We start from the raw sequence: 18,908 nt of genomic DNA, 5'->3' as shown, positions 1-18,908 counted from the left end.
CTCAGCGCTGCATCAGCGCGTCCATCGCGACGGCGAGAGCAGCGGCGACCCGGAAGTCGACGCGCGGGTCGTGGACGGTGACCGTGTACTTGTCACGGAAGGCGAAGCGGCGCTCGATCGAGATCAGCGGCTGGCCCTCGGAGGACACGTAGTCGAAGTGGATCGGCAGGAAGTCGAGCTCGGTGAAGCGGCGCAGGATGGCGATGACCTGGTTGCGCTCCTGACCGGTGCCGGAGTAACCCGGACCCTCCACCTGGAAGGTGGAGCGCAGCAGGCTCTTACCGAAGTCCTTGCGGAAGAAGCCCAGCGCCGCACCGCTCGGGTCGGTGACGTCGTAGCCGGCGTTGAGGTCCATCACCGCCCGCGCCTTGAACGCGAAGACGGCCTGCGACTTCGACTCGTCGGCGTAGAACGTCACCTGCTCCTTGAACGCCAGCCGCTTCTGCTGCGCGAAGGCGAGCACCTGCCCCTCCGAGCCGTCTGCGTTGGCGGCCTGAGCGACGTACTTGTTGGCGAAGGGCGTCACCTTCTGGCGGAGGAAGAAGCGAGGGACGTGGTAGGGCTGCTGCGTCATGCGCGCAACCTATCGGTCGTCAGCGACGGCGCGCGACGAGATACGCCTGCGGCGTCCGCTCCCAGTCCTCGGCGGAGCGCACCACCGTCCCGGTGACCTCGAAACCAGCCTCCTCGAGCAGGGCGCTGGTCGCCTCGACCGGGAGCCGGTAGCCGTCGAAGGTGACGTCGTGGCCGTAGGCGCCGATGTGGCGTACGTGCTCGTCCCCGACCTGGAACGCGGTCACGAACCGGCCGCCCCGGCGGGTGACCCGGGCGAGCTCGGCGATGACCTCGGGCCGGCGCGCGGGCGGGGTGTGGATGAGCGAGTACCACGCCAGCACCCCGGCGAGCTCACCGTCCCGGAGCGGGAGACGGGCCATGTCGCCGACCTCGAACCGGAGCGCCGGATGCCGCTCCTTGGCCTGCGCGATCATGCCCGTCGACAGGTCGACCCCGAAGACGTCGATCCCCCGCTCGGCCAGATAGGCCGTCACCCGCCCGGGCCCGCAGCCGATGTCGCCGACCAGCCCGCCACCGTCCTTGCGTACGTAGCTGATGAACGTGTCGAGGACACCGGCGTCGAACGAGGTCTCGGTCATCGTCGGGTCGACGATCTCGGCGTACGCCTTGGAGACGGTGTCGTAAGCAGCCCGGGTCTCGGTGACGTCGTAGGGCTCCGTCACTGACGTCCCCGCGAACTGTGCCGGTTCACGCTGTGCTGGATCAAGAAGCCAGCGGTCATCGCCATCACCGATTCCGCGGCGGGGAAGGTCTGGCCGTGGCGCCAGAAGCCGTGGATCTGGCCGACCGCGCGGAACGCGACCACCTCGACGCCGAGGTCGGCCAACCGGAGCGCGAAGTCCTCGTTCTCGTCGGTGAGGATGTCGCCCTCGGCGCTGACGATCAGGGTCGGCGGCAGGCCACGAAGGTCCTGGTCAGAGGCGAGGTACGGGCCGAGGTCGGGGTTGCGGAGATCGACCTCGGTCGAGGCGTACTGCTTCCAGTACCACGCCGCCTCCTCGTTCCAGCCGTCCTCCATCGCATAGCCCGGGGTGCTCATCGACGGGTCGAGGAACGGGTAGACGAGCACCATCGCGTCGAAGACACCCGGGTTGCGCAGAGCCGCGACGAGAGCGAGGTTGCCGCCGGCGCTGTCGCCGTGGACGTACGCCGGCAGCGTGCTCAGCAGCGGGTCGTTGCCCAGCCACTTGACGACCGTGTCGACATCATCGGGAGCCGCGGGATAGGGGTCCTCCGGAGGCCGGCGATAGTCGACCGACAGCACCCGCAGCCCGCTCCGGTTGGCCAGCCGCCGGCACGCGGCGTCGTGGACCTCGACGTCGTTGAAGACGAACCCACCGCCGTGGAGGTGGACGATCACCCCCTCGCGTACGTCCTCGGGGGTGTAGAGCCGGCACGGAACCCCGTCGGCGTCGATGCCGGTGACCTCCGCGACCTCCTCCTTCGCCTCGGCCGCGGCCAGCTTGCGGGCCTGGTCACGCTGGGCGGCCACGTCGACCTCCCAGACCGGCGGCGAGGCCTCCTCGGCGGCGATGGCACGGCGGGCGGCGGGGAAGAGTCGAACCATGAGGACAGATTGGCATACCCGGCCTTGAAACGAGGACCGGAATAAACCATTGGCGACGCCGGTGTGTAGACCCCTACAGTTTTCGACATCGAGAACTGAATAGGAAGATCGGGTGGGCCGGAGACGGTCGGTTATCACCTGTCACGTGGGAGACACGGGTTCGAATCCCGTCGCACCTTCGGGTTCGCGTAGCTCAGCGGCCTAGAGCGTCAAACACCGGCAGTCAGAACACGCCCGCCCGACCTTCACACCATGTCTGGACGGGCCGAAGGCCGTCGGTTATCGGATCATGAGGGTGCGGGTTCGAGTCCCGCCGTCCCATCGGGGACGTAGCTCAATCGGATAGAGCGTATGACAATCCGGCAGCCGCAAACATGTCCGTCCAGGCCAGAGTGGGCCGAGGTCGATCGGTTATCTGGTATCCAACGGTTCAAATCCGACGCTCTCCCTCCGGAGAGTCTGGCCCGGTCGACACAACCACGCCCACTCGTCTCGACCATCGCAGCGGTGGCGCCCGGCCGGCAAGTGCCTGCCCCGCCACCGCTTGCGATGACCTATGCCCGATGTCCCGGACGACCAGCAGAAAGGAAGTGACCCATGGACGTCCTGCGCACCATCTCCACCCGACACACGGCTCAGTCAGAGCCGGCCGACCCGCGCCAGGTCAAGAACTCGGCGGGCGGCTACACGTTCGTCATCGACGACGTCTCGCGGCTGCGGCGCTTCCTGATGCTCGGTGTCGACGGCGGCACCTACTACACCACTCCCAAGCCACTCGCGAAGGAGAACGCCGAGGTCGTACGGCGCCTGGCAACGTCCGATCCCGAGACCCTGGTCGCGACCATCGTCACCGTGTCCGTCTCCGGTGTGGCACCGAAGCAGCAGCCCGCGCTGTTCGCGCTGGCATGCGCGACGGCGATCCCGGAGTCTTCGGCGCTGGCTCTGGCGGCCCTGCCGCAGGTAGCCCGCACCGGAATGCACCTGTTGACCTTCGCAGCGTACGTGGAGCAGTTCCGCGGCTGGGGCCGTGGGCTTCGGCGCGCCGTCGCAGGGTGGTACACCGGCAAGGACGCCGATGCGGTCGCCTATCAGGCGGTGAAGTACCGCCAGCGTGAGGGCTGGTCGCACCGCGACCTGCTCCGGCTCGCGCACCCGGCCACCGACGTACCGTCCATGCGCGCGACGTTCGGCTGGATCGTGCGTGGCTCGCTCACCGCGGAAGTGCCAACACTGATCGAGGGGTTCGTCAAGGCGCAGGAGGCGACGGACGCCGTCACCTGGGCACGTCTGGTACGCGAGCACCGGCTCACGTGGGAGATGCTGCCCGACGCCGCGCTCGCCGAGACGGACGTCTGGGACGCATTGCTCGACAACGGTCTGCCGCAGACGGCGCTGCTGCGCCAGCTCCCGCGACTGACCCGACTCGGCATGCTCCCGGCATTCGGCGGTCGCACGAAGGAGATCGCTCGCCGCCTCACCGATGCCGACTGGCTGCGGAAGGCTCGCGTGCACCCGGTGAACGTGCTGGTGGCACAGCGGACGTACGCTTCCGGCCGCTCCGCCCGTGGGGTGGCGGAGTGGAAGCCGACCCGGCGCATCACCGATGCGCTCGACCAGGCCTTCTACAACGCGTTCGGAGCCATCGAGCCGTCTGGAAAGCGGACCTTCTTGGCGGTCGACGTCTCCGGGTCGATGGGCGTGCCGATCTCGGGACTGCCGATCACCGCTCGCGAGGCCTCGGCGGCGCTTGCGCTGGTCCAGCTGGCCACGGAACCGGATGCTGTGGCGTACGGCTTCGCCTCCGGAACGACCTGGAGCGACGCCAATCTCCGTGAGCTCGACATCTCCCCGCGCAAGCGGCTCGATGACGCGCTCAAGGTGATCGACGCGATGCCGATGGGTGGCACCGACTGCGCCGCGCCGATGGCGTACGCCCGGGCCAACGGGCTCGAGGTGGACACCTTCGTGGTCTACACCGACAACGAGACATGGGCCGGTGGCGTACACCCGCACCAGGCACTGGGCGACTACCGCCGGGCAACCGGGATCGACGCGAAGCTCGTGGTCGTCGGGATGACCGCGACCGGGTTCACGATCGCCGATCCGGACGACTCGGGGATGCTCGACGTGGTCGGGTTCGATGCGGCGGTGCCCGGCCTGATCTCGGAGTTCGCCCGTGGCTGAGCCGCCGACGGGCCAGCGACGCAGGCAGAGCGGCCCGGGGGTCTCGGACCCCCGGGCCGCTCGTGCACGTGAGCTCCACAGAAAGGCCTTGGAGGCCGACGAGCTCGCCGCGAGCTACCGGGCCGAGCGCGATCGCATCATCCATCGGTTGCGCGATGAGGACCCGGCACGTTGGACGTACGCAGCCCTTGCCCGGGCCCTGGGCGTCAGCCGTGAGCTGATAGCGCTCGTCACCCGTCGCCGATCCGACTGACATCCCGCGCGACCGGCGGCGGTGGTGCATGCTGATGCGCATGACAGTGGCGGGGGTCATGGGGACCTCGATCTACATCATCGACCTGCTGGTCAAGGTCGTCGCGCTCGGGGTGGTGCCGAAGAACCGGCGTCCGAGCAGTGCGATGGCGTGGCTGCTGGCCATCTTCTTCATCCCGGGAATCGGCCTGATCGGCTACCTGCTGCTCGGTCAGACCCGGCTCGACCGGCGGCGTCACGAGCGGCAGCGGGCGCTCAACGAGGAGGTGCTGAGCTACGTACGCGGCCTACCGAGGACGCCGCACGAGAAGACGATCTCCGAGGTCGACGTGGCCACGATCGAGCTGAACGAACGGCTCGGTTCGCTGCCTGCCAGGGCCGGGAACCGGATCGATCTGATCGGCGACTACGCCGCCTCCATCGAGGCGATGACGGCCGCGGTGGACGAGGCCGAGACGTACGTGCACGTGCAGTTCTACATCACCGCCTGCGACCACATGACCGAGCCGTTCTTCGACGCCCTCGACCGGGCTGCGGCGCGTGGGGTGAGCGTACGGCTCCTCCTCGACCACCTGGGCTCACGCGGCATCCCGCTCTGGCGCCAGCTCGTCAAGCGACTCGACGCCTCCGGCATCGACTGGCACCCCCTGCTGCCGATCGATCCCTTCCGCGGCCAGATCCGCCGCCCCGACCTGCGCAACCATCGCAAGCTCCTGGTGGTCGACGGCCGGGTCGCGTTCATGGGGTCGCAGAACCTCATCGAGCCCGGCTACAACAAGCCCAAGAACCACCGGGCCGGCCGGGAGTGGGTCGAGCTGAACGCCCGGATCGAGGGTCCGCTGGTGACTGCGCTGAACGTCGTCTTCGCCAGCGACTGGGACACCGAGACCGGCGAGCTGCTGCGCTCCGAGCTGGCCGCCACCGCGCCGCGCGCCGGCGACGTGACCGGTCAGATCGTGCCCAGCGGACCGGGTGTCGACGCCGAGAACAACCTGCGCGCGTTCACCCACCTCATGTACGCCGCCAAGAAGCGGATCTCGATCACCAGCCCCTACTTCGTGCCGGACGAGTCGCTGCTGTACGCCGTGACGACGGCCGCCCGCCGTGGCGTCGAGGTCGAGCTCTTCGTCAGCGAGGGCAAGGACCAGTTCATGGTCTTCCACGCCCAGCGCTCCTACTACGAGGCGCTGCTGGAGGCCGGTGTCCGCATCTACCTCTACCCCAAGCCAGCCGTCCTGCACTCCAAGCACTTCAGCATCGACGACGAGGTCGCCGTGCTCGGCTCGAGCAACATGGACATGCGTTCATTCGCCCTCAACTACGAGATCTCGCTGATGCTCTTCGACGGCGAACCGGTGGCACAGCTGCGGAAGGTCGAGGACAGCTACCGGGCCATCTCGCGCGAGCTGCTGCTCGAGGAGTGGCTCGCACGGCCGAAGGTCGCGGCGTACGTCGACAACGTGCTTCGCCTGACCGCCGCTCTTCAATGAGGTCGGTGCACCCACCAGTCCGGGGAGAGTTACGCTCCGAACCCATGCCCGTGAGCACCCGATTCCTGGCCCTGTTGACCATCCTCTGCGCGGTGACCGTCGGCTGCAGCGCGGCGGAGACCGCAGATGACTCCGCATCGCCGACCACCAGCGCGAGCACGCCGCCCACCGCGCCGGCCGCCGGGGACGACTCGTCCCCCTCGTGCGAGACAACGGGACGCTATGCCGACTACTCCGAGACGGCCGTCGCCGACGCGTGCTACACCGACACGATCCTCTTCTTCCACGCGCCCTGGTGCCCCGAGTGCCGCGGGTTCGAGGAGGCGATCAAGAGCGGCGAGGTGCCTGAGGGCGCCCAGATCCTGAAGGTCGACTACGACTCCTCGACCGATCTGCGCAAGCAGCACGGGGTGACGATCCAGTCGACCTTCGTACGCGTCGACCCCGCCGGCAAGACGGTCAAGCTCTGGTCCGGCTACGGCCAGGACAAGTCGGTCGACGCCATCCTCGAGAACACCCAGTGACGCTGCTGCTCGCGTCGTTCCTCGCCGGGGCGCTCTCGGTGCTCGCCCCCTGCGTGGTGGCCTTCGTGCCGGTGATCCTTTCTCGCGGGACCGGCGAGCGCCGGCCGTGGGTGGCGGTGGCGGCGCTCGGTGTCTCCGTCATCGTGTTCAGTGTCGTGCTCAAGTCGACGACCCTCTTGATCGACGTCCCACCACGGTTCTGGAGCGTCGTCTCCGGCGTGATCGTGGCGCTCTTCGGTGTGGTGATGATCTGGCCACGGCTGTGGGACGCGGTGGCGTTCCGGCTCGGGCTCGGCTCGCGCGCCCAGGAGCGTCTGGCCCGGGCGAGCACCCGTCGCGGGATCGGCGGCGACATCCTCCTGGGCGCGAGCATGGGGCCGGTCTTCAGCGCCTGCAGCCCGACGTACGCCTTGATCGTGGCGGCCATCCTCCCGGCTGAGCCGCTGCGCGGCCTCGGCTACCTGCTCGCGTACGTCGCGGGCCTGACGCTCCTGCTGGCCGCGGTCATGGCGGGCGGCCGGGCGCTGATCGCCAGGCTCAGGTGGGCGATCGACCCCGAGGGCGCCTTCCACAAGGTGCTCGGTGTCGTCCTGGTGCTCATCGGCGTCGCGATCGCGACCGGGCTGGACAAGGCCCTGCTCACGCTGCTCGTCGAGCAGGGGCTCTTCGACTGGCAGATCGGTCTGGAGGGCCAACTCAGCACGGATCAGTGAGCCGGTCTGCGGCCGACACGAACGACCGGCCGCGAAGGAGCGGAACCACCGACGAGCCGTCCACCTCGGAGGCCACGACCACGTCGTCCGCATAGCCCTTCGCGGTCAACTCCCGGCCGCCCGCGCAGGCATGGAGCGCGTCCGGAAGATCGGCCGCACGGAACGCGTCGCGCGCCATCGCGGCCTCGGGCGAGAGGTCGCTCGGGTCGAGAGCGGCCAGCACTGCCCCGGCACCCCAGAGGTCCTCGACCGCGGGGCGGAGGGTGCCGTCCGGCCAGCGCTCCCCCGACGCGATGAAGGCGACGCTCGCGCCCTCGGCGCAGCAAGGAGCGAGCCACTCGGCGACCGCGGTGCGGTTGCGGAGCGAGGCACCGACGACCGTGGCTCCGCCGTCGGCGAGCAGGGTGCTGATCGTCGAGCCGTTGGGCGAGGGCAGCACGAGCCGCCGGACGCCCTCGGCCCGGTGCAGCGAGGCGGGCGAGAGCGAGGGTCGGCCGGGCACCGCGTCCTGGCGCTGCACCGCGAGTACGGCGTCGCGCTCACGTGCGTACGCCTCCGCCCGGTCGTCCCGCCACCGGAACGGGAACACCTCGATCCCGCGCTCGACGGCGACCGTCAGGGTCGTGGTGAACGAGAGCACGTCCACCACGACGGCGATGTCCACCGGCCCGATCGCCACGGCGCCCACCGGGCCCCACTCGAGCCGGAACCGGTAGGCGTGCTGACGATGCTGCGCGTCGAAGGCGGTCACGCGCCGAGGCTAACCGGCCCGTTCACCCCGCGGCGATCACGAGCCGCGGGTGTAGAAGTCGGCCAGACGTTGGATGGCTTCCGCCTTGGTCATCGCCCGCACGTCCGCCTCGGGGATGTGCGCCTCCTGGATCAGGACCCGAAGCACTCCCAGCGGGATGGCCTCGCGCGGCTCCGGCATCTGGCTGCGCGAGGGAAGGGTCTTGTCCTCCACGCATGCCCAGAACTCCTCGGTGGTGACCTCGAGCTGATCCTTGAGGATGTGGCCCCAGATGCTCGGCCCGTAGTCCGTTCGGTCGACGGGATGACTGATGCGCGTGTAGAGGATGCGGCCGTCGGGCACGGCGAGCTCGTAGTTGACGTGATGAGTGCCGCGCTTGCCGGTGGCCCGCCGGCGCTCGATCCATCCTTCGGTGACGCAGAAGGACTGATGGTCGACCCTCGTCGCCGGACGCCTGCGCTCGACCATGTCAGGCCAGCAGCCAGTCGCGCAGCTGCTCGTCGGAGGCCAACCCCACGATCTGCACCAGGCCCCAGTTGTCGGCGTGGTTGGGCGCGGCGTGCAGCCGGTCGACCCAGTCCTCGGCGTAGTCGCGAAGCGCGTCGACCATCTCCTCGACCGCCTCGTCGAGCGTGACACCGTCGGCAGCCACCGGCAGGCCCGGGATGAAGATCGACCACGCGTCGTTCTCTGCGACTGCGACCGCACCCGAGGGACGAACGCTGATCAGAAAGTGGACCAAGCGGTCCGCGTCCACCGCCGCCACCCGGCGCGCCCCACGCGAAACGGTCGCCGGGCGGCCACCATCTGCGGCGTCGAGCATGTCCTTGAAGTGCTCTCGTGCCTCGCGGGCACTCTGGTAGTCCACTGACGCACCCATACGGCCTCCCTCCATGGCATGTGTACACAGTGTACACGGCGTTGCCGAAGCGACCGCCGCCCAGAGATGAGCAAGCGGATCAGGCGAGCAGCTTCGCGATCTGTGGCGAGATCTCGCGCAGGGCGCGGCCACGGTGGGAGATGGCGTCCTTCTCCTCGATCGACAGCTCCGCGGACGTACGTCCGTCCTCGGTGTCGACCGCGACGAACAGGACGTCGTAGCCGAAGCCGCCGTCACCGCGGACCTCGCGGATGATCCGGCCGTCCATGCGGCCCTCGACCACGATCTCGCCACCGTCCCAGACGAACGCGATCGCGCAGGCGAAGTGGGCGCCGCGGCGCTCGTCGGGGACGTCGGAGAGCTGAGCCAGGAGCAGCTCGTTGTTGCGCGCGTCGGACTTGGGCGGACCGCCCCAGCGCGCCGAGAGCACCCCGGGCATCCCGTTGAGCGCGTCGACGCAGAGACCCGAGTCGTCCGCGACGGTCGGCAGGCCGGTGGCCTTGAAACCGGCCCGCGCCTTGATCAGCGCGTTGCCCTCGAACGTCGGTGCGTCCTCGACCGGCTCGTCGTAGTGGGTGACGTCGTCGAGGCCGACGACCGAGACCCCGGGCACCAGCGGCGAGAGGATCCGGAACATCTCCTCCAGCTTCTTGGCGTTGCGCGAGGCGACGTGGATGCTGGGCTCGTTCCTGGGCTCAGCCGGCAAGTGCGGCCTCCTGCAGCTTGGTCAGGTCGGCGCAGCCCTTCTCGCCCAGCGCCAGCAGGGCGTCGAGCTCGGCGCGGTCGAAGGCGACGCCCTCGGCGGTGCCCTGCACCTCGACGAACTTGCCCTCGCCCGTCATCACGATGTTCATGTCGGTCTCGGCGCGCACATCCTCCTCGTAGGGGAGGTCGAGGCGCGGCACACCGTCGATGATCCCGACCGAGATCGCGGCGACGGAGCCGGTGAGCGCCTTCGAGACACCCAGCGAGGCGACCGCGTCGGCCAGCGCGACGTAGGCGCCGGTGATCGCGGCCGTGCGCGTCCCGCCGTCGGCCTGCAGCACGTCGCAGTCGATGTTGATGGTGTTCTCGCCGAGCGCCTTGTAGTCGATGACGGCGCGCAGCGAGCGCCCCACCAGGCGGGAGATCTCGTGCGTACGTCCGCCGATCTTGCCCTTCACCGACTCGCGCGAGGAGCGCTCATGGGTGGCGGCGGGGAGCATGGCGTACTCAGCCGTCACCCAGCCCAGCCCGGAGCCCTTGCGCCAGCGCGGCACGCCCTCGGAGGCCGAGGCGGCGCACAGGACACGGGTCTTGCCGAACTCGATGAGGACGGAGCCGGCCGCGTGGTCCAGCCAGTTGCGGGTGATCTTGATGGGGCGCAGCTCGTCGTCGGCGCGCCCGTCAGCTCGTGTGGTCACGGGACCACCCTATGCAACGGTCTCCCGTGCCCACGCCCGGCGTACGACCCACGGGCCCAGATCCCGCGCCCGGCGCCCCATCCAGGGCACGCCCTCGCCCGCCATCCAGGCCAGGTCCTGCCGCCAGGTGGTCGGCAGCCCGCCGGCCGGCTCCAGCGACGGCGGCTCGAAGGAGAGGCCGTACGCCACCAGCTGCTCGCCGAACGCGCGAGCCATCCGCCGGTGGCCGAGCTCGGAGGGGTGCAGCCGGTCGGCGGCCCAGAACCTTCGCTCGTGCAGGTCGGGAACCGCACCCAGGTCCAGCCGCAGGCCCCCGTAGGTGGCGTGGACCTCGTCCCAGATGGCGTTGAGATCGGCCGTACGCCGCTGGATCGACCGCTTCATCCAGCCAGGCATCGGCCACATCACCGAGTGGTCGTGGAAACGCGCCGTCATCAGCAGCGCACCCTGGCCCGCGAGCGCGTCGGCGCAGGTCATCAGGTCGTTGCGAAGACGCTCGGTGTCCCAGCTCGACCGCATCACGTCGTTGACCCCGACGATCAGCGAGGCCACGTCGGGCCGGTGCGCCACCGCATCGGCGAGCTGCTGCTCGACCACGACGGTCGAGGTCGCACCGATGATCGCGGTGTTGCAGAAGGAGATGTCGTACGTCTGTCCCAGAGCCTCGGCGAGAAGCCGGGCCCATCCTCGCCAACCCTCAACGGTGGGGTCGCCGAGGCCAACGGTGGCGCTGTCACCGAGCGCCGCGTAACGCAGGTAGGTGCCCACGTCCGACAACGGTGACGGGGGTGGGTGCCGAAGCACCCACCCCCGCGTGTCGTGTCGCGAACAGTCCGATGAACTACTTCACCTCGGACTTGATCACCCGGTAAGCGCCCAGCACGACCGGGACGACCACCCACAGGAAGATGCTGCAGATCAGTGCGAGCACCTGCTGCGTACCGACGTCGGGAAGATTCGCGCCGTCCGGCACAGATCCGGCACCTGCCGCGAACGGCGACAGCGCGTAGCCCATGTCGATGAACGGGATCACGTCGGCGGCCCAGTCGAAGATGAAGTAGAGCGTGGACCACACCATCAGCGGCAGGAGCAGCTGGTCGACGTAGACGACCACGATCGAGAACGGCGTGCTGAGCAGGCACATCGCGAGACCGAAGGCGCTCACGAAGTAGAGCAGCTGCTGGGCGATCGTCCAGCCCAGGACCTGACCGTCGATCGACCAGCTCGCGTCGTATCCGCCCACCGCAGCGGCGAGCACGTTCCCGACGATGCCGCACAGCAGCGCGACGGCGATCAGGACGAGGGCAAGCGCGACGACGGCGACCAGCTTGGCGCTCATCACTCGCAGCCGGCTCGGCTCGAGGCTGAAGGTGACCATGTTGGTGCGCTGGCCCCACTCCTGGGTGACGATCATGATCGCCAGGACCGGCGTCAGCAGCGAGAGCGGGATGACCAGGATCGAGGACCACGCCGAGAGCGAGACCTCGACGGTCTCGTTGAGCGCGGCCACCAGGACCACGATCGCCATGGCCAGCAGCAACAGTCCGGCCGAGATGATCAGCAGGGCGCGGCCGGCACGGGTGTCGGTCATCTTGCGCCACTCGACCAGCAGCAGCCGGCCGAACGGCACCTTGGTCACCGCCGGGAGCGGGGTGGACGGCGCTACGGATACGGCGCTCATGCGGAGACTCCTTCGGCGTGGATCTGGGTGGTGCTCTCGCGCTGGGTCTCGGCGGTGAGCTGCAGGAAGATGTCCTCGAGCCCGGCGCCGCCGTCACGGAGGTCGGTGAGCACGACGTTGGCCTCCAGAGCGGCCTTGCCCACCTCTGCCGGGGCGGCGGAGACGCGCATGCCGGTGCCGATCGGCTCGACGCTGTAGCCCTTGGCCTTGAGCGCGACGGTGAGCGCCTCGTTGTCCAGGGAGGTGACCAGCGACTGGCCGGCAGTGCCCTGCCCGGCGAGGATGGCGTCCTTGGTGCCCTCGGCCACGATGCGGCCGTTGCCGATGAGGATCAGCTCGTCGGCGATCTGCTCGACCTCGTGAAGCAGGTGGGAGGAGAGCAGGACGGTGCCGCCGCGGTCGGCGTACTCCTTCAGCAGGCCACGCATCCAGCGGATACCCGCCGGGTCCAGGCCGTTGGCCGGCTCGTCCAGGATCAGCACCTTGGGGTCACCGATCAGCGCGTGCGCGATGCCGAGACGCTGCTTCATGCCCAGCGAGTAGTTCTTGATCCGGCGCTTCGCCTCCGACGGCGTCAGCGAGACCAGCTCGAGCATCTCGTCGACGCGCGACTTGGGCAGGCCCATCGTCATCGCGGCGAGCGTGAGCACCTCGCGGCCGGTGCGGCCGTCGTGCTGGGCGCTGGCATCGAGCAGGACGCCGACGTGGCGGCCCGGGTTGGGGAGGTCGGCGTAGAGGCTGCCGTTGATCGTTGCCCGACCCTTGGTGGGGTTGGTCAGTCCGACCATGATGCGCATGGTGGTCGACTTGCCCGCGCCGTTCGGGCCGAGGAAGCCGGTGACTTTGCCGGCCTCGGCGGTGAACGACACGTCGTCGACCGCGGTGAAGGTCCCATAGACCCTCGTCAGTCCTTCGACTTTGATCATGTCGTACATCCTGCCGTGCCTCCGGCGCAGACTGCATCGGACATACGGATGACCCTCGACCCGACGAAAGTATGGGTCCTGGCGCGACCGCGGGATCCTGTGTCCCCGACCTCGGTTGACTAGCGTGTACGCCGTGCAGCAACCGTCACCTGAGGCCTATCAGCCACGCCTGAGCCTGTGGGGGCACGTGTGGCGGTATCTCCTCGCGCTGGGGATCAGCGCCATCGGCCTGATATCCAGCACCGACGGGTGGCCGGAATGGCGTTTCCTGCTCGACCTCGGCCTCGGCGTCGTCTGCATGGTCCTGGTCTTCTGGCGCCGCCGCTGGCCGGTGGCGATCGCCACGTTCACCATCGTCGCCGGGGCGTTCTCGATCCTTTCCGCCGGCGCGTCGAGCCTCGCCCTGGTCTCGCTGGCGACCCGGCGCCGCTGGCGCGAGATCATCCCGATCTCGCTGCTCAACGTCGCCGCCGGCATGTTCTGGTTCGCGGTCATGGAGACCACCCCCACCGAGGAGATCCCTGGCATCCCGCTGTGGGGCTTCAACCTCGGCGCCAACGTGGTGATCATCGCCGCGATGGTCGCATGGGGCATGTACATCGGCTCCCGTCGTGAGCTGATCGCGACGCTCCGGCTCCGCGCCGAGACCGCCGAGGCCGAGCAGGCGCTGCGCGTCTCCCAGGCCCGCGAGACCGAGCGCCGGCGGATCGCCCGCGAGATGCACGACGTACTCGCCCACCGCATCTCCCACATCTCCATGCAGGCCGGCGCGCTCGCCTACCGCGAGGACCTCTCCGCCGACCAACTACGGGCCGAGGTGGGCACCATCCGCGACGGTGCTCACCGGGCGCTCGACGACCTCCGGACCGTCCTCGGCGTGCTGCGCGGCAACGGCGAGGATCCCGAGACCGCGCCCCAGCCGACGTACGCCGACCTCAGCCGCCTCGTCGAGGAGGCCCGCGAGGGCGGCATGAACATCACCTTCGACGACGACGTCGAGGGCTCACCGCCGGAGGCGGTCGGGCGGTCGATCTACCGGGTCGTGCAGGAGGGCATCACCAACGCCCGCAAACATGCGCCCGGGGCGGCCCTGAAGGTGTCCCTGCAGGGCTCGGAGGAGCACGGGATCGAGGTGCTGGTGCGCAACCGGCTCGGCTTCGACTCCAACACGCCGGGCGCCGGGCTGGGCCTGATCGGGCTCACCGAGCGCGTCGACCTGGCGGGTGGACGCCTCACGCACCGCACGGAAAAGGATGTCTTCATCCTCGAAGCATGGCTACCGTGGGGCCAGTGAGCAGCCCAGGGACCAACCCAGAGAGTCCGGTCAAGATCAAGGTGGGGATCGTCGACGACGACCCGCTCGTACGCTCGGCCCTCGGACTGATGCTCGGCGGTCAGGCCGACATCGAGGTCGTCGGCGAGGCGACCGATGGCCAGGAGGCGCTCGCTCTGGTCCGTACGTCCGCCCCTGACGTGGTGCTGATGGACATCCGGATGCCGCGCATCAATGGCCTCGAGGCCACCCGGCGGGTGCTCACCGAATCGAGGTCGCCGAGGGTCATCGTGCTGACCACCTTCGGTGCCGACGAGTACGTCGTCGACGCCCTCGCGGCCGGCGCCGACGGGTTCCTGCTCAAGGACACGCCCCCGCCCGAGATCGTCGCGGCGATCCGCGCGGTCGCCTCCGGCGAGCCGATCCTCTCCCCCAAGGCCACCCGCACCCTGATCACCCGGCTCCGCGCCGAGCCGACCGGCGAGCGCGCCGCCGCCGCCAGCCGCCGGCTCGAGGCGCTCACCGAGCGCGAGCACGAGGTCGCCCTCGCCGTCGGGCGCGGACTGAGCAACGCCGAGATCGCCAAGGAGCTCTACCTCTCGATCCCGACCGTCAAGGCGCACGTCTCGCGACTCTTCGACAAGCTCGGCGCCACCAACCGGGTCCAGATCGCGATCACCGTGCACGACGCCGGCCTGGTCTGAGCCGCTCGCCTCACCGGCCACACGGGTCACACCGCTCAGGCTTTTCCTGCACTTCTCAGGTGTTGCAATGCCCGAGAAGTGCAGGGATACCCGGTTAACCGGGTATCCCAACCCGACCTCAAACCTCGTACACAGCCCCCGTCGCCGCCAGCTCGGTCGGACCGTCGTACGCCGAGCGCGCCTCACGGAGGGCGTCGGCGGAGTCGTGCCAGGGCGGGACGTGGGTGACGACCAGCTTCTTCACATGAGCCTTGGTGGCGTACTCCCCCGCGTGGACGCCGGTGATGTGCACGCCGGGCGGGTTGTCGACGCCGTCGCGGAAGGCGGCCTCGCAGACGAACAGGTCGGCGTCGGTGGCGATGTCGAGCAGCGCCTCGGTCTCGGCGGTGTCGCCGCTGTAGGCGATGACCTTGCCGTGCGCCTCGATCCGGAGCCCGTACGCGTCGACCGGATGCTCCACGGCCGTGGGGATGATCGTGAACGGGCCGAGGTGGATCGGCCCGGTGTAGGTCGAGAACGCGAACTCCTCGCGCATCCCGGGGCGCTTGGGCAGGTCGTAGGCCTTCGCCAGGCGCCGGCCGGTGCCCTTGGGGCCGTAGACGGGGATCGGCGGCTGCGGGCCGGTGGGGTGCCACTTCCGGAGCACGTAGTAGGAGGTCATGTCGACGCAGTGGTCGGCGTGCAGGTGCGAGAGCAGGACGGCGTCGATCAGCAGCGGGTCGATGTAGCGCTGCAGGACCCCGAGCGCACCGTTGCCCATGTCGAGCACGATCCGCCACGTACGTCCGTCCTCGTCGTCGGCCTCGACGAGATAGCAGGAGGCGGGGCTGTCGGGCCCGGGATAGGAGCCCGAGCATCCGATGACGGTCAGCCGCATCCCGGAGGTCATCCCATCCCTCCGGCGAACTGCTGTGCGGCGGCGAGCTCCGGGCCCAGGAACCGGGCGCCGATCGCCTTGAACTCGGCGGGGTTGCCGGTGGTGAGGAACGTGTAGGTCGGCTCGCCGCCCTCGCGCATCAGGTCGTGCTCGGCGAGGACGCGGTAGACGTCCTTCGCCGACTCCTCGGCACTGCTGACCAGCGTCACGTTGTCGCCCATCACATAGGAGATCACACCAGTCAGGAGCGGATAGTGGGTGCACCCGAGGATCAGCGTGTCGACCCCGGCGCTGGTCAGCGGGTCCAGATATTCGTGGGCGGCGGCGAGGAGCTCGTCGCCACCGGTGATGCCGGCCTCGACGAACGGGACGAACTGGGGGCACGCCTGGGTGTGCAGCGAGACGTGGGGAGCCGCGGCGAAGGCGTCGTCGTACGCCATCGACTCGGCGGTCGCATGGGTGCAGATGACCCCGATCCGGCCGGTGCGGGACGCCGCGACGGCGCGACGGGTCGCAGGCAGGATGACCTCGACGACGGGCAGCGGCTTGTAGCGCTCCCGGGCGTCGCGCAGCATCGCGGCCGAGGCCGAGTTGCAGGCGATCACCAGCGCCTTCACGCCCTGCGCGACGAGATGGTCGAGGCACTCCAGGGCGTACTCGCGCACCTCGGCGATCGGCTTGGGCCCGTAGGGGGCGCGGGCGGTGTCGCCGACGTACAGGATCGACTCGTGGGCGAGCTGGTCGATCACCGATCGCGCCACGGTGAGACCGCCGAAGCCCGAGTCGAAGATCCCGATCGGGGCGTCGCGGTCGGGCTGGGCTGAACCCAGGGGCGAGGGCGAACCCAGGGACGAGACGGACTGCACGATCGTCAAGGCTAGGCCCAAACAGCGCAACTTCGCAGTGCTGGGGGTCACTCGAGACATACCCGAGATCCATCTCACGTTCATGAGCGGGCCGGATCAGTGTTGTTAACGTCCGGTTATGACGATTTCTCGGCGCTCGCTGGTGCTGATGGTCCTGATCACCCTGTTGGGCGTGACCTTCGCGGTCGTCGAGCTGCCCGGGCGGCCCGCGCAGGCGGCGACCACGAAGCGAGTGCTGGCGATCTCCGTCGACGGCCTCAGCGTGACCGCGGTCGAGAAGCTCGGCCCAGGCAACCTGCCCAACATCTACCGGCTGATGCGCGGCGGCGCCTCGACCCGCCAGGCGCGCAGCGAGTACGAGCAGAACGTCACCCTGCCCAACCACACCTCGATGGTCACCGGCCGCCGGATCACCCGGTCCGCGCACGGCCACGGGGTCACCTGGAACGACGACCGGCGCTGGATGACGGTGCAGGAGGCCGCCGGTCACCCGGTCTCATCGGTCTTCAGCCAGGTCGAGCGCACCGGCCGGAGCAGCGCGCTGTTCGCGTCGAAGTCGAAGTTCGGCATCTTCGACCGCTCCTGGCCCTCGATCGACCGGTTCGTGGTCGACAGCGACGCCGACCTGGTGAGCCGGGCGGCTGCCGACCTGGCGGCCAGCAAGCGTGCCTTCACCTTCGTGCACCTGGGCTCCCCCGACCACTACGGTCACCGCGACGGCGGAATGAGCGCGGCCTACCGCGCCTCGGTGATCCGCACCGATGCCCGCATCGGCAGGCTGCTGAAGACGATCGACGCCTCGACGACGCTGAAGCGGTCGACGTACGTCATCCTCACCGCCGACCACGGCTTCAAGGCCGCCGCCAGGGACCACGGTGCGCACCTCTACTCCAACTACCGGATCCCGTTCGTCGTGTGGGGTCCCGGCGTCGCGCGCGGCGCCTCGCTCTACCGGCTCAACCCCGACTACCTCGCGCCGGGGACGACCCGGCCGACGTACGCCGGAAGGCAGCCGATCCGCAACGGCGAACTCGGCAACCTGGCCCTGGACCTGCTCGGCCTGGGCCCGATCCCGGGCAGCACGCTGAACTCAACTCAGTCACTAGACATTCGCTGAGCGTTCGCCCGGGGTGCCATCGGGTTCACTTAGGGTGTGCCGGTGCGTCGCCTCTTCCCTCTCGTCTCCTTCGGCATCTTCCTCGTCGTCGTGCTCGTCGTGGCGTTCACCGCCCTGCCCGACCGAGACAACGGCGGCGGCGGTGCCGATGACGACAGGGGCGATGGCCGCGTCCGTGCCGAGCGTGAGCCCACCCAGGTCGGCCGCAAGGTGCTCGCGATCTCGATCGACGGGCTCAACCCGGATGCGCTCGCGAAGCTGGGTCCGGCGAAGACGCCCAACATCCACCGGCTGATCGACGAAGGCGCCTCGACGCTCAACGCGCGCACCGCCTACGAGAAGAACATCACCCTGCCCAACCACACCAGCATGGTCACCGGCGACCCGATCGACGCCGACGACGGCGGCCACGGGGTCACCTGGAACGTCGGCGACCCCTCGAAGTCGATCTCGAAGAACGAGGAGTCGGTGTTCACCGTCGCCCACGAGGCCGGGCTCAGCACCGGGGTCTTCGTGACGAAGCAGAAGTTCGAGCTGTGGCAGCGAGCCTGGGAGGACGACATCGACCTCTACGTGCCGATCGACGACCACGACGACCTGGTCCCGGAAGCCGCCGAGGATCTCGCCGACGAGCGTCGGGACCTCACCTTCGTACACCTGTCCCTTCCCGACGCCGCCGGGCACGCCTCGGGTGGGATGTCGCCGGAGTATCTGGAGGCCGTCGAGGAGTCCGACGCCCAGGTCGGCGAGTTCCTCGAGGTCATCGACGCCGATCCGGGGCTGACGAAGGAGCTCGACGTCATCCTCACCGCCGACCACGGCTTCAAGCCGGGCATCACCAACCACTCCGAGAAGGTCTACGAGAACTACCGGATCCCGTTCATCGTGTGGGGCCCGGACGCCGGCGCCGGCACGGACCTCTACGAGCTCAACGCCGACGACTACCGCGATCCGGGCAAGGACCGGCCCGACTACGAAGGCCCTCAGCCCGTACGCAACGCCGACCTCGGCAACCTGGCTCTGGATCTCCTCGGCCTCGGGCCCATCGGGACCAGTGACATCGGCACGGAGCAGACCCTCGACGTCAAATGATGTTTGCCGTAACCGTCCACGAGCACACACGC

The 18,908-nt window shown here is 69.2% G+C and carries 22 protein-coding genes; 9 read left to right on the top strand and 13 right to left on the bottom strand.

The genetic code is table 11. From position 1 onward, the window contains the following. Position 1 precedes the first annotated feature (1 nt). Genes ABTX24_RS03205 through ABTX24_RS03195 form a run of 3 tightly spaced genes read right to left on the bottom strand, consistent with a single transcriptional unit; the run spans position 2 to position 2,143 of the window. Positions 2-574, bottom strand: a complete 573-nt coding sequence (locus ABTX24_RS03205; protein ID WP_160024677.1) for an LURP-one-related family protein — start codon at positions 572-574, stop codon at positions 2-4. A 19-nt stretch (positions 575-593) separates the two neighbouring features. Next, complete coding sequence (locus ABTX24_RS03200) at positions 594-1,238, bottom strand: class I SAM-dependent DNA methyltransferase (RefSeq protein ID WP_160024678.1); 645 nt, start codon at positions 1,236-1,238, stop codon at positions 594-596. After that, on the bottom strand, positions 1,235-2,143 hold the full coding sequence (locus tag ABTX24_RS03195; RefSeq protein ID WP_350837378.1) for an alpha/beta hydrolase: 909 nt from the start codon (positions 2,141-2,143) through the stop codon (positions 1,235-1,237). Before ABTX24_RS03195 ends, ABTX24_RS03200 begins: the two co-directional genes overlap by 4 nt. A gap of 597 nt (positions 2,144-2,740) precedes the next feature. Between ABTX24_RS03195 and ABTX24_RS03190 the strand changes: the two genes are divergently transcribed. From ABTX24_RS03190 to ABTX24_RS03170, 5 genes are read left to right on the top strand one after another with little or no spacing between them, the layout of a single operon-like run. Next, positions 2,741-4,327 carry a TROVE domain-containing protein gene (locus ABTX24_RS03190; protein WP_350837376.1) on the top strand — a complete coding sequence of 529 codons (1,587 nt, stop codon included), beginning with the start codon at positions 2,741-2,743 and terminating at the stop codon, positions 4,325-4,327. Further along, complete coding sequence (locus ABTX24_RS03185; protein ID WP_350837374.1) at positions 4,320-4,580, top strand: hypothetical protein; 261 nt, start codon at positions 4,320-4,322, stop codon at positions 4,578-4,580. Before ABTX24_RS03190 ends, ABTX24_RS03185 begins: the two co-directional genes overlap by 8 nt. Positions 4,581-4,620: 40 nt before the next feature. Next, complete coding sequence (cls, locus tag ABTX24_RS03180) at positions 4,621-6,069, top strand: cardiolipin synthase (protein WP_350837372.1); 1,449 nt, start codon at positions 4,621-4,623, stop codon at positions 6,067-6,069. Between the two features lie 44 nt (positions 6,070-6,113). Further along, positions 6,114-6,593, top strand: coding sequence for a thioredoxin (locus ABTX24_RS03175; RefSeq protein ID WP_350837370.1), 480 nt, complete (start codon positions 6,114-6,116; stop codon positions 6,591-6,593). Next, complete coding sequence (locus ABTX24_RS03170) at positions 6,590-7,306, top strand: cytochrome c biogenesis CcdA family protein (RefSeq protein ID WP_350837368.1); 717 nt, start codon at positions 6,590-6,592, stop codon at positions 7,304-7,306. The genes ABTX24_RS03175 and ABTX24_RS03170 overlap by 4 nt, the downstream gene beginning before the upstream one ends. Here ABTX24_RS03170 and ABTX24_RS03165 read toward each other — a convergent pair. From ABTX24_RS03165 to ABTX24_RS03130, 8 genes are all read right to left on the bottom strand, one after another. Continuing rightward, positions 7,290-8,057, bottom strand: coding sequence for a 2-phosphosulfolactate phosphatase (locus tag ABTX24_RS03165; RefSeq protein ID WP_350837367.1), 768 nt, complete (start codon positions 8,055-8,057; stop codon positions 7,290-7,292). The genes ABTX24_RS03170 and ABTX24_RS03165 overlap by 17 nt on opposite strands. A gap of 36 nt (positions 8,058-8,093) precedes the next feature. Next, positions 8,094-8,525, bottom strand: a complete 432-nt coding sequence (locus ABTX24_RS03160; protein ID WP_350837365.1) for a hypothetical protein — start codon at positions 8,523-8,525, stop codon at positions 8,094-8,096. Between the two features lies 1 nt (position 8,526). Next, positions 8,527-8,937 (bottom strand): RelB antitoxin-like protein, encoded by a 411-nt coding sequence (locus ABTX24_RS03155; protein ID WP_350716248.1) that lies wholly within the window; start codon positions 8,935-8,937, stop codon positions 8,527-8,529. Between the two features lie 79 nt (positions 8,938-9,016). Beyond that, the gene (gene rdgB, locus ABTX24_RS03150; RefSeq protein ID WP_350837363.1) at positions 9,017-9,643 is read right to left on the bottom strand and encodes an RdgB/HAM1 family non-canonical purine NTP pyrophosphatase; all 627 of its coding nucleotides are present in this window, start codon (positions 9,641-9,643) and stop codon (positions 9,017-9,019) included. Beyond that, a complete protein-coding gene (gene rph / locus ABTX24_RS03145) occupies positions 9,633-10,340 on the bottom strand; it encodes a ribonuclease PH (RefSeq protein WP_350837361.1) in 708 nt (235 codons plus the stop codon). The genes rdgB and rph overlap by 11 nt, the downstream gene beginning before the upstream one ends. Before the next feature lie 9 nt (positions 10,341-10,349). Then, positions 10,350-11,108 (bottom strand): SGNH/GDSL hydrolase family protein, encoded by a 759-nt coding sequence (locus ABTX24_RS03140; RefSeq protein WP_350837359.1) that lies wholly within the window; start codon positions 11,106-11,108, stop codon positions 10,350-10,352. 73 nt (positions 11,109-11,181) lie between these two features. Then, positions 11,182-12,021, bottom strand: coding sequence for a hypothetical protein (locus ABTX24_RS03135; RefSeq protein ID WP_160024688.1), 840 nt, complete (start codon positions 12,019-12,021; stop codon positions 11,182-11,184). Beyond that, on the bottom strand, positions 12,018-12,947 hold the full coding sequence (locus tag ABTX24_RS03130; RefSeq protein WP_201451081.1) for an ABC transporter ATP-binding protein: 930 nt from the start codon (positions 12,945-12,947) through the stop codon (positions 12,018-12,020). Before ABTX24_RS03130 ends, ABTX24_RS03135 begins: the two co-directional genes overlap by 4 nt. 133 nt (positions 12,948-13,080) lie before the next feature. On the opposite strand from ABTX24_RS03130, the gene ABTX24_RS03125 reads away from it, so the two are divergent. Then, positions 13,081-14,241: a sensor histidine kinase gene (locus tag ABTX24_RS03125; RefSeq protein WP_350837357.1), complete on the top strand. Its 1,161-nt coding sequence runs from the start codon at positions 13,081-13,083 to the stop codon at positions 14,239-14,241. After that, entirely contained in the window at positions 14,238-14,924 is a 687-nt protein-coding gene (locus ABTX24_RS03120) for a response regulator (protein ID WP_160024691.1), read from the top strand. The genes ABTX24_RS03125 and ABTX24_RS03120 overlap by 4 nt, the downstream gene beginning before the upstream one ends. A 118-nt stretch (positions 14,925-15,042) precedes the next feature. Here ABTX24_RS03120 and ABTX24_RS03115 read toward each other — a convergent pair whose 3' ends face one another. Both ABTX24_RS03115 and murI read right to left on the bottom strand, forming a co-directional pair. Further along, a complete protein-coding gene (locus ABTX24_RS03115) occupies positions 15,043-15,813 on the bottom strand; it encodes an MBL fold metallo-hydrolase (RefSeq protein WP_160024692.1) in 771 nt (256 codons plus the stop codon). Further along, the gene (murI, locus tag ABTX24_RS03110; RefSeq protein WP_160024693.1) at positions 15,810-16,667 is read right to left on the bottom strand and encodes a glutamate racemase; all 858 of its coding nucleotides are present in this window, start codon (positions 16,665-16,667) and stop codon (positions 15,810-15,812) included. The genes ABTX24_RS03115 and murI overlap by 4 nt, the downstream gene beginning before the upstream one ends. 118 nt (positions 16,668-16,785) lie before the next feature. Here murI and ABTX24_RS03105 point away from each other — a divergent pair, with 118 nt between their 5' ends. Together ABTX24_RS03105 and ABTX24_RS03100 are read left to right on the top strand one after the other, a co-directional pair. Beyond that, a complete protein-coding gene (locus tag ABTX24_RS03105; RefSeq protein ID WP_350837355.1) occupies positions 16,786-17,784 on the top strand; it encodes an alkaline phosphatase family protein in 999 nt (332 codons plus the stop codon). Positions 17,785-17,826: 42 nt separating this feature from the next. Beyond that, positions 17,827-18,876, top strand: a complete 1,050-nt coding sequence (locus ABTX24_RS03100; protein WP_350837353.1) for an alkaline phosphatase family protein — start codon at positions 17,827-17,829, stop codon at positions 18,874-18,876. Positions 18,877-18,908 lie beyond the last annotated feature (32 nt).

The sequence above is a fragment of the Nocardioides sp. NPDC127514 genome (genome assembly GCF_040302125.1).
Lineage (GTDB): Bacteria > Actinomycetota > Actinomycetes > Propionibacteriales > Nocardioidaceae > Nocardioides.
Note: the sequence above shows the minus strand (reverse complement) of the source record. Positions and strands in the feature narration are given on the sequence as shown.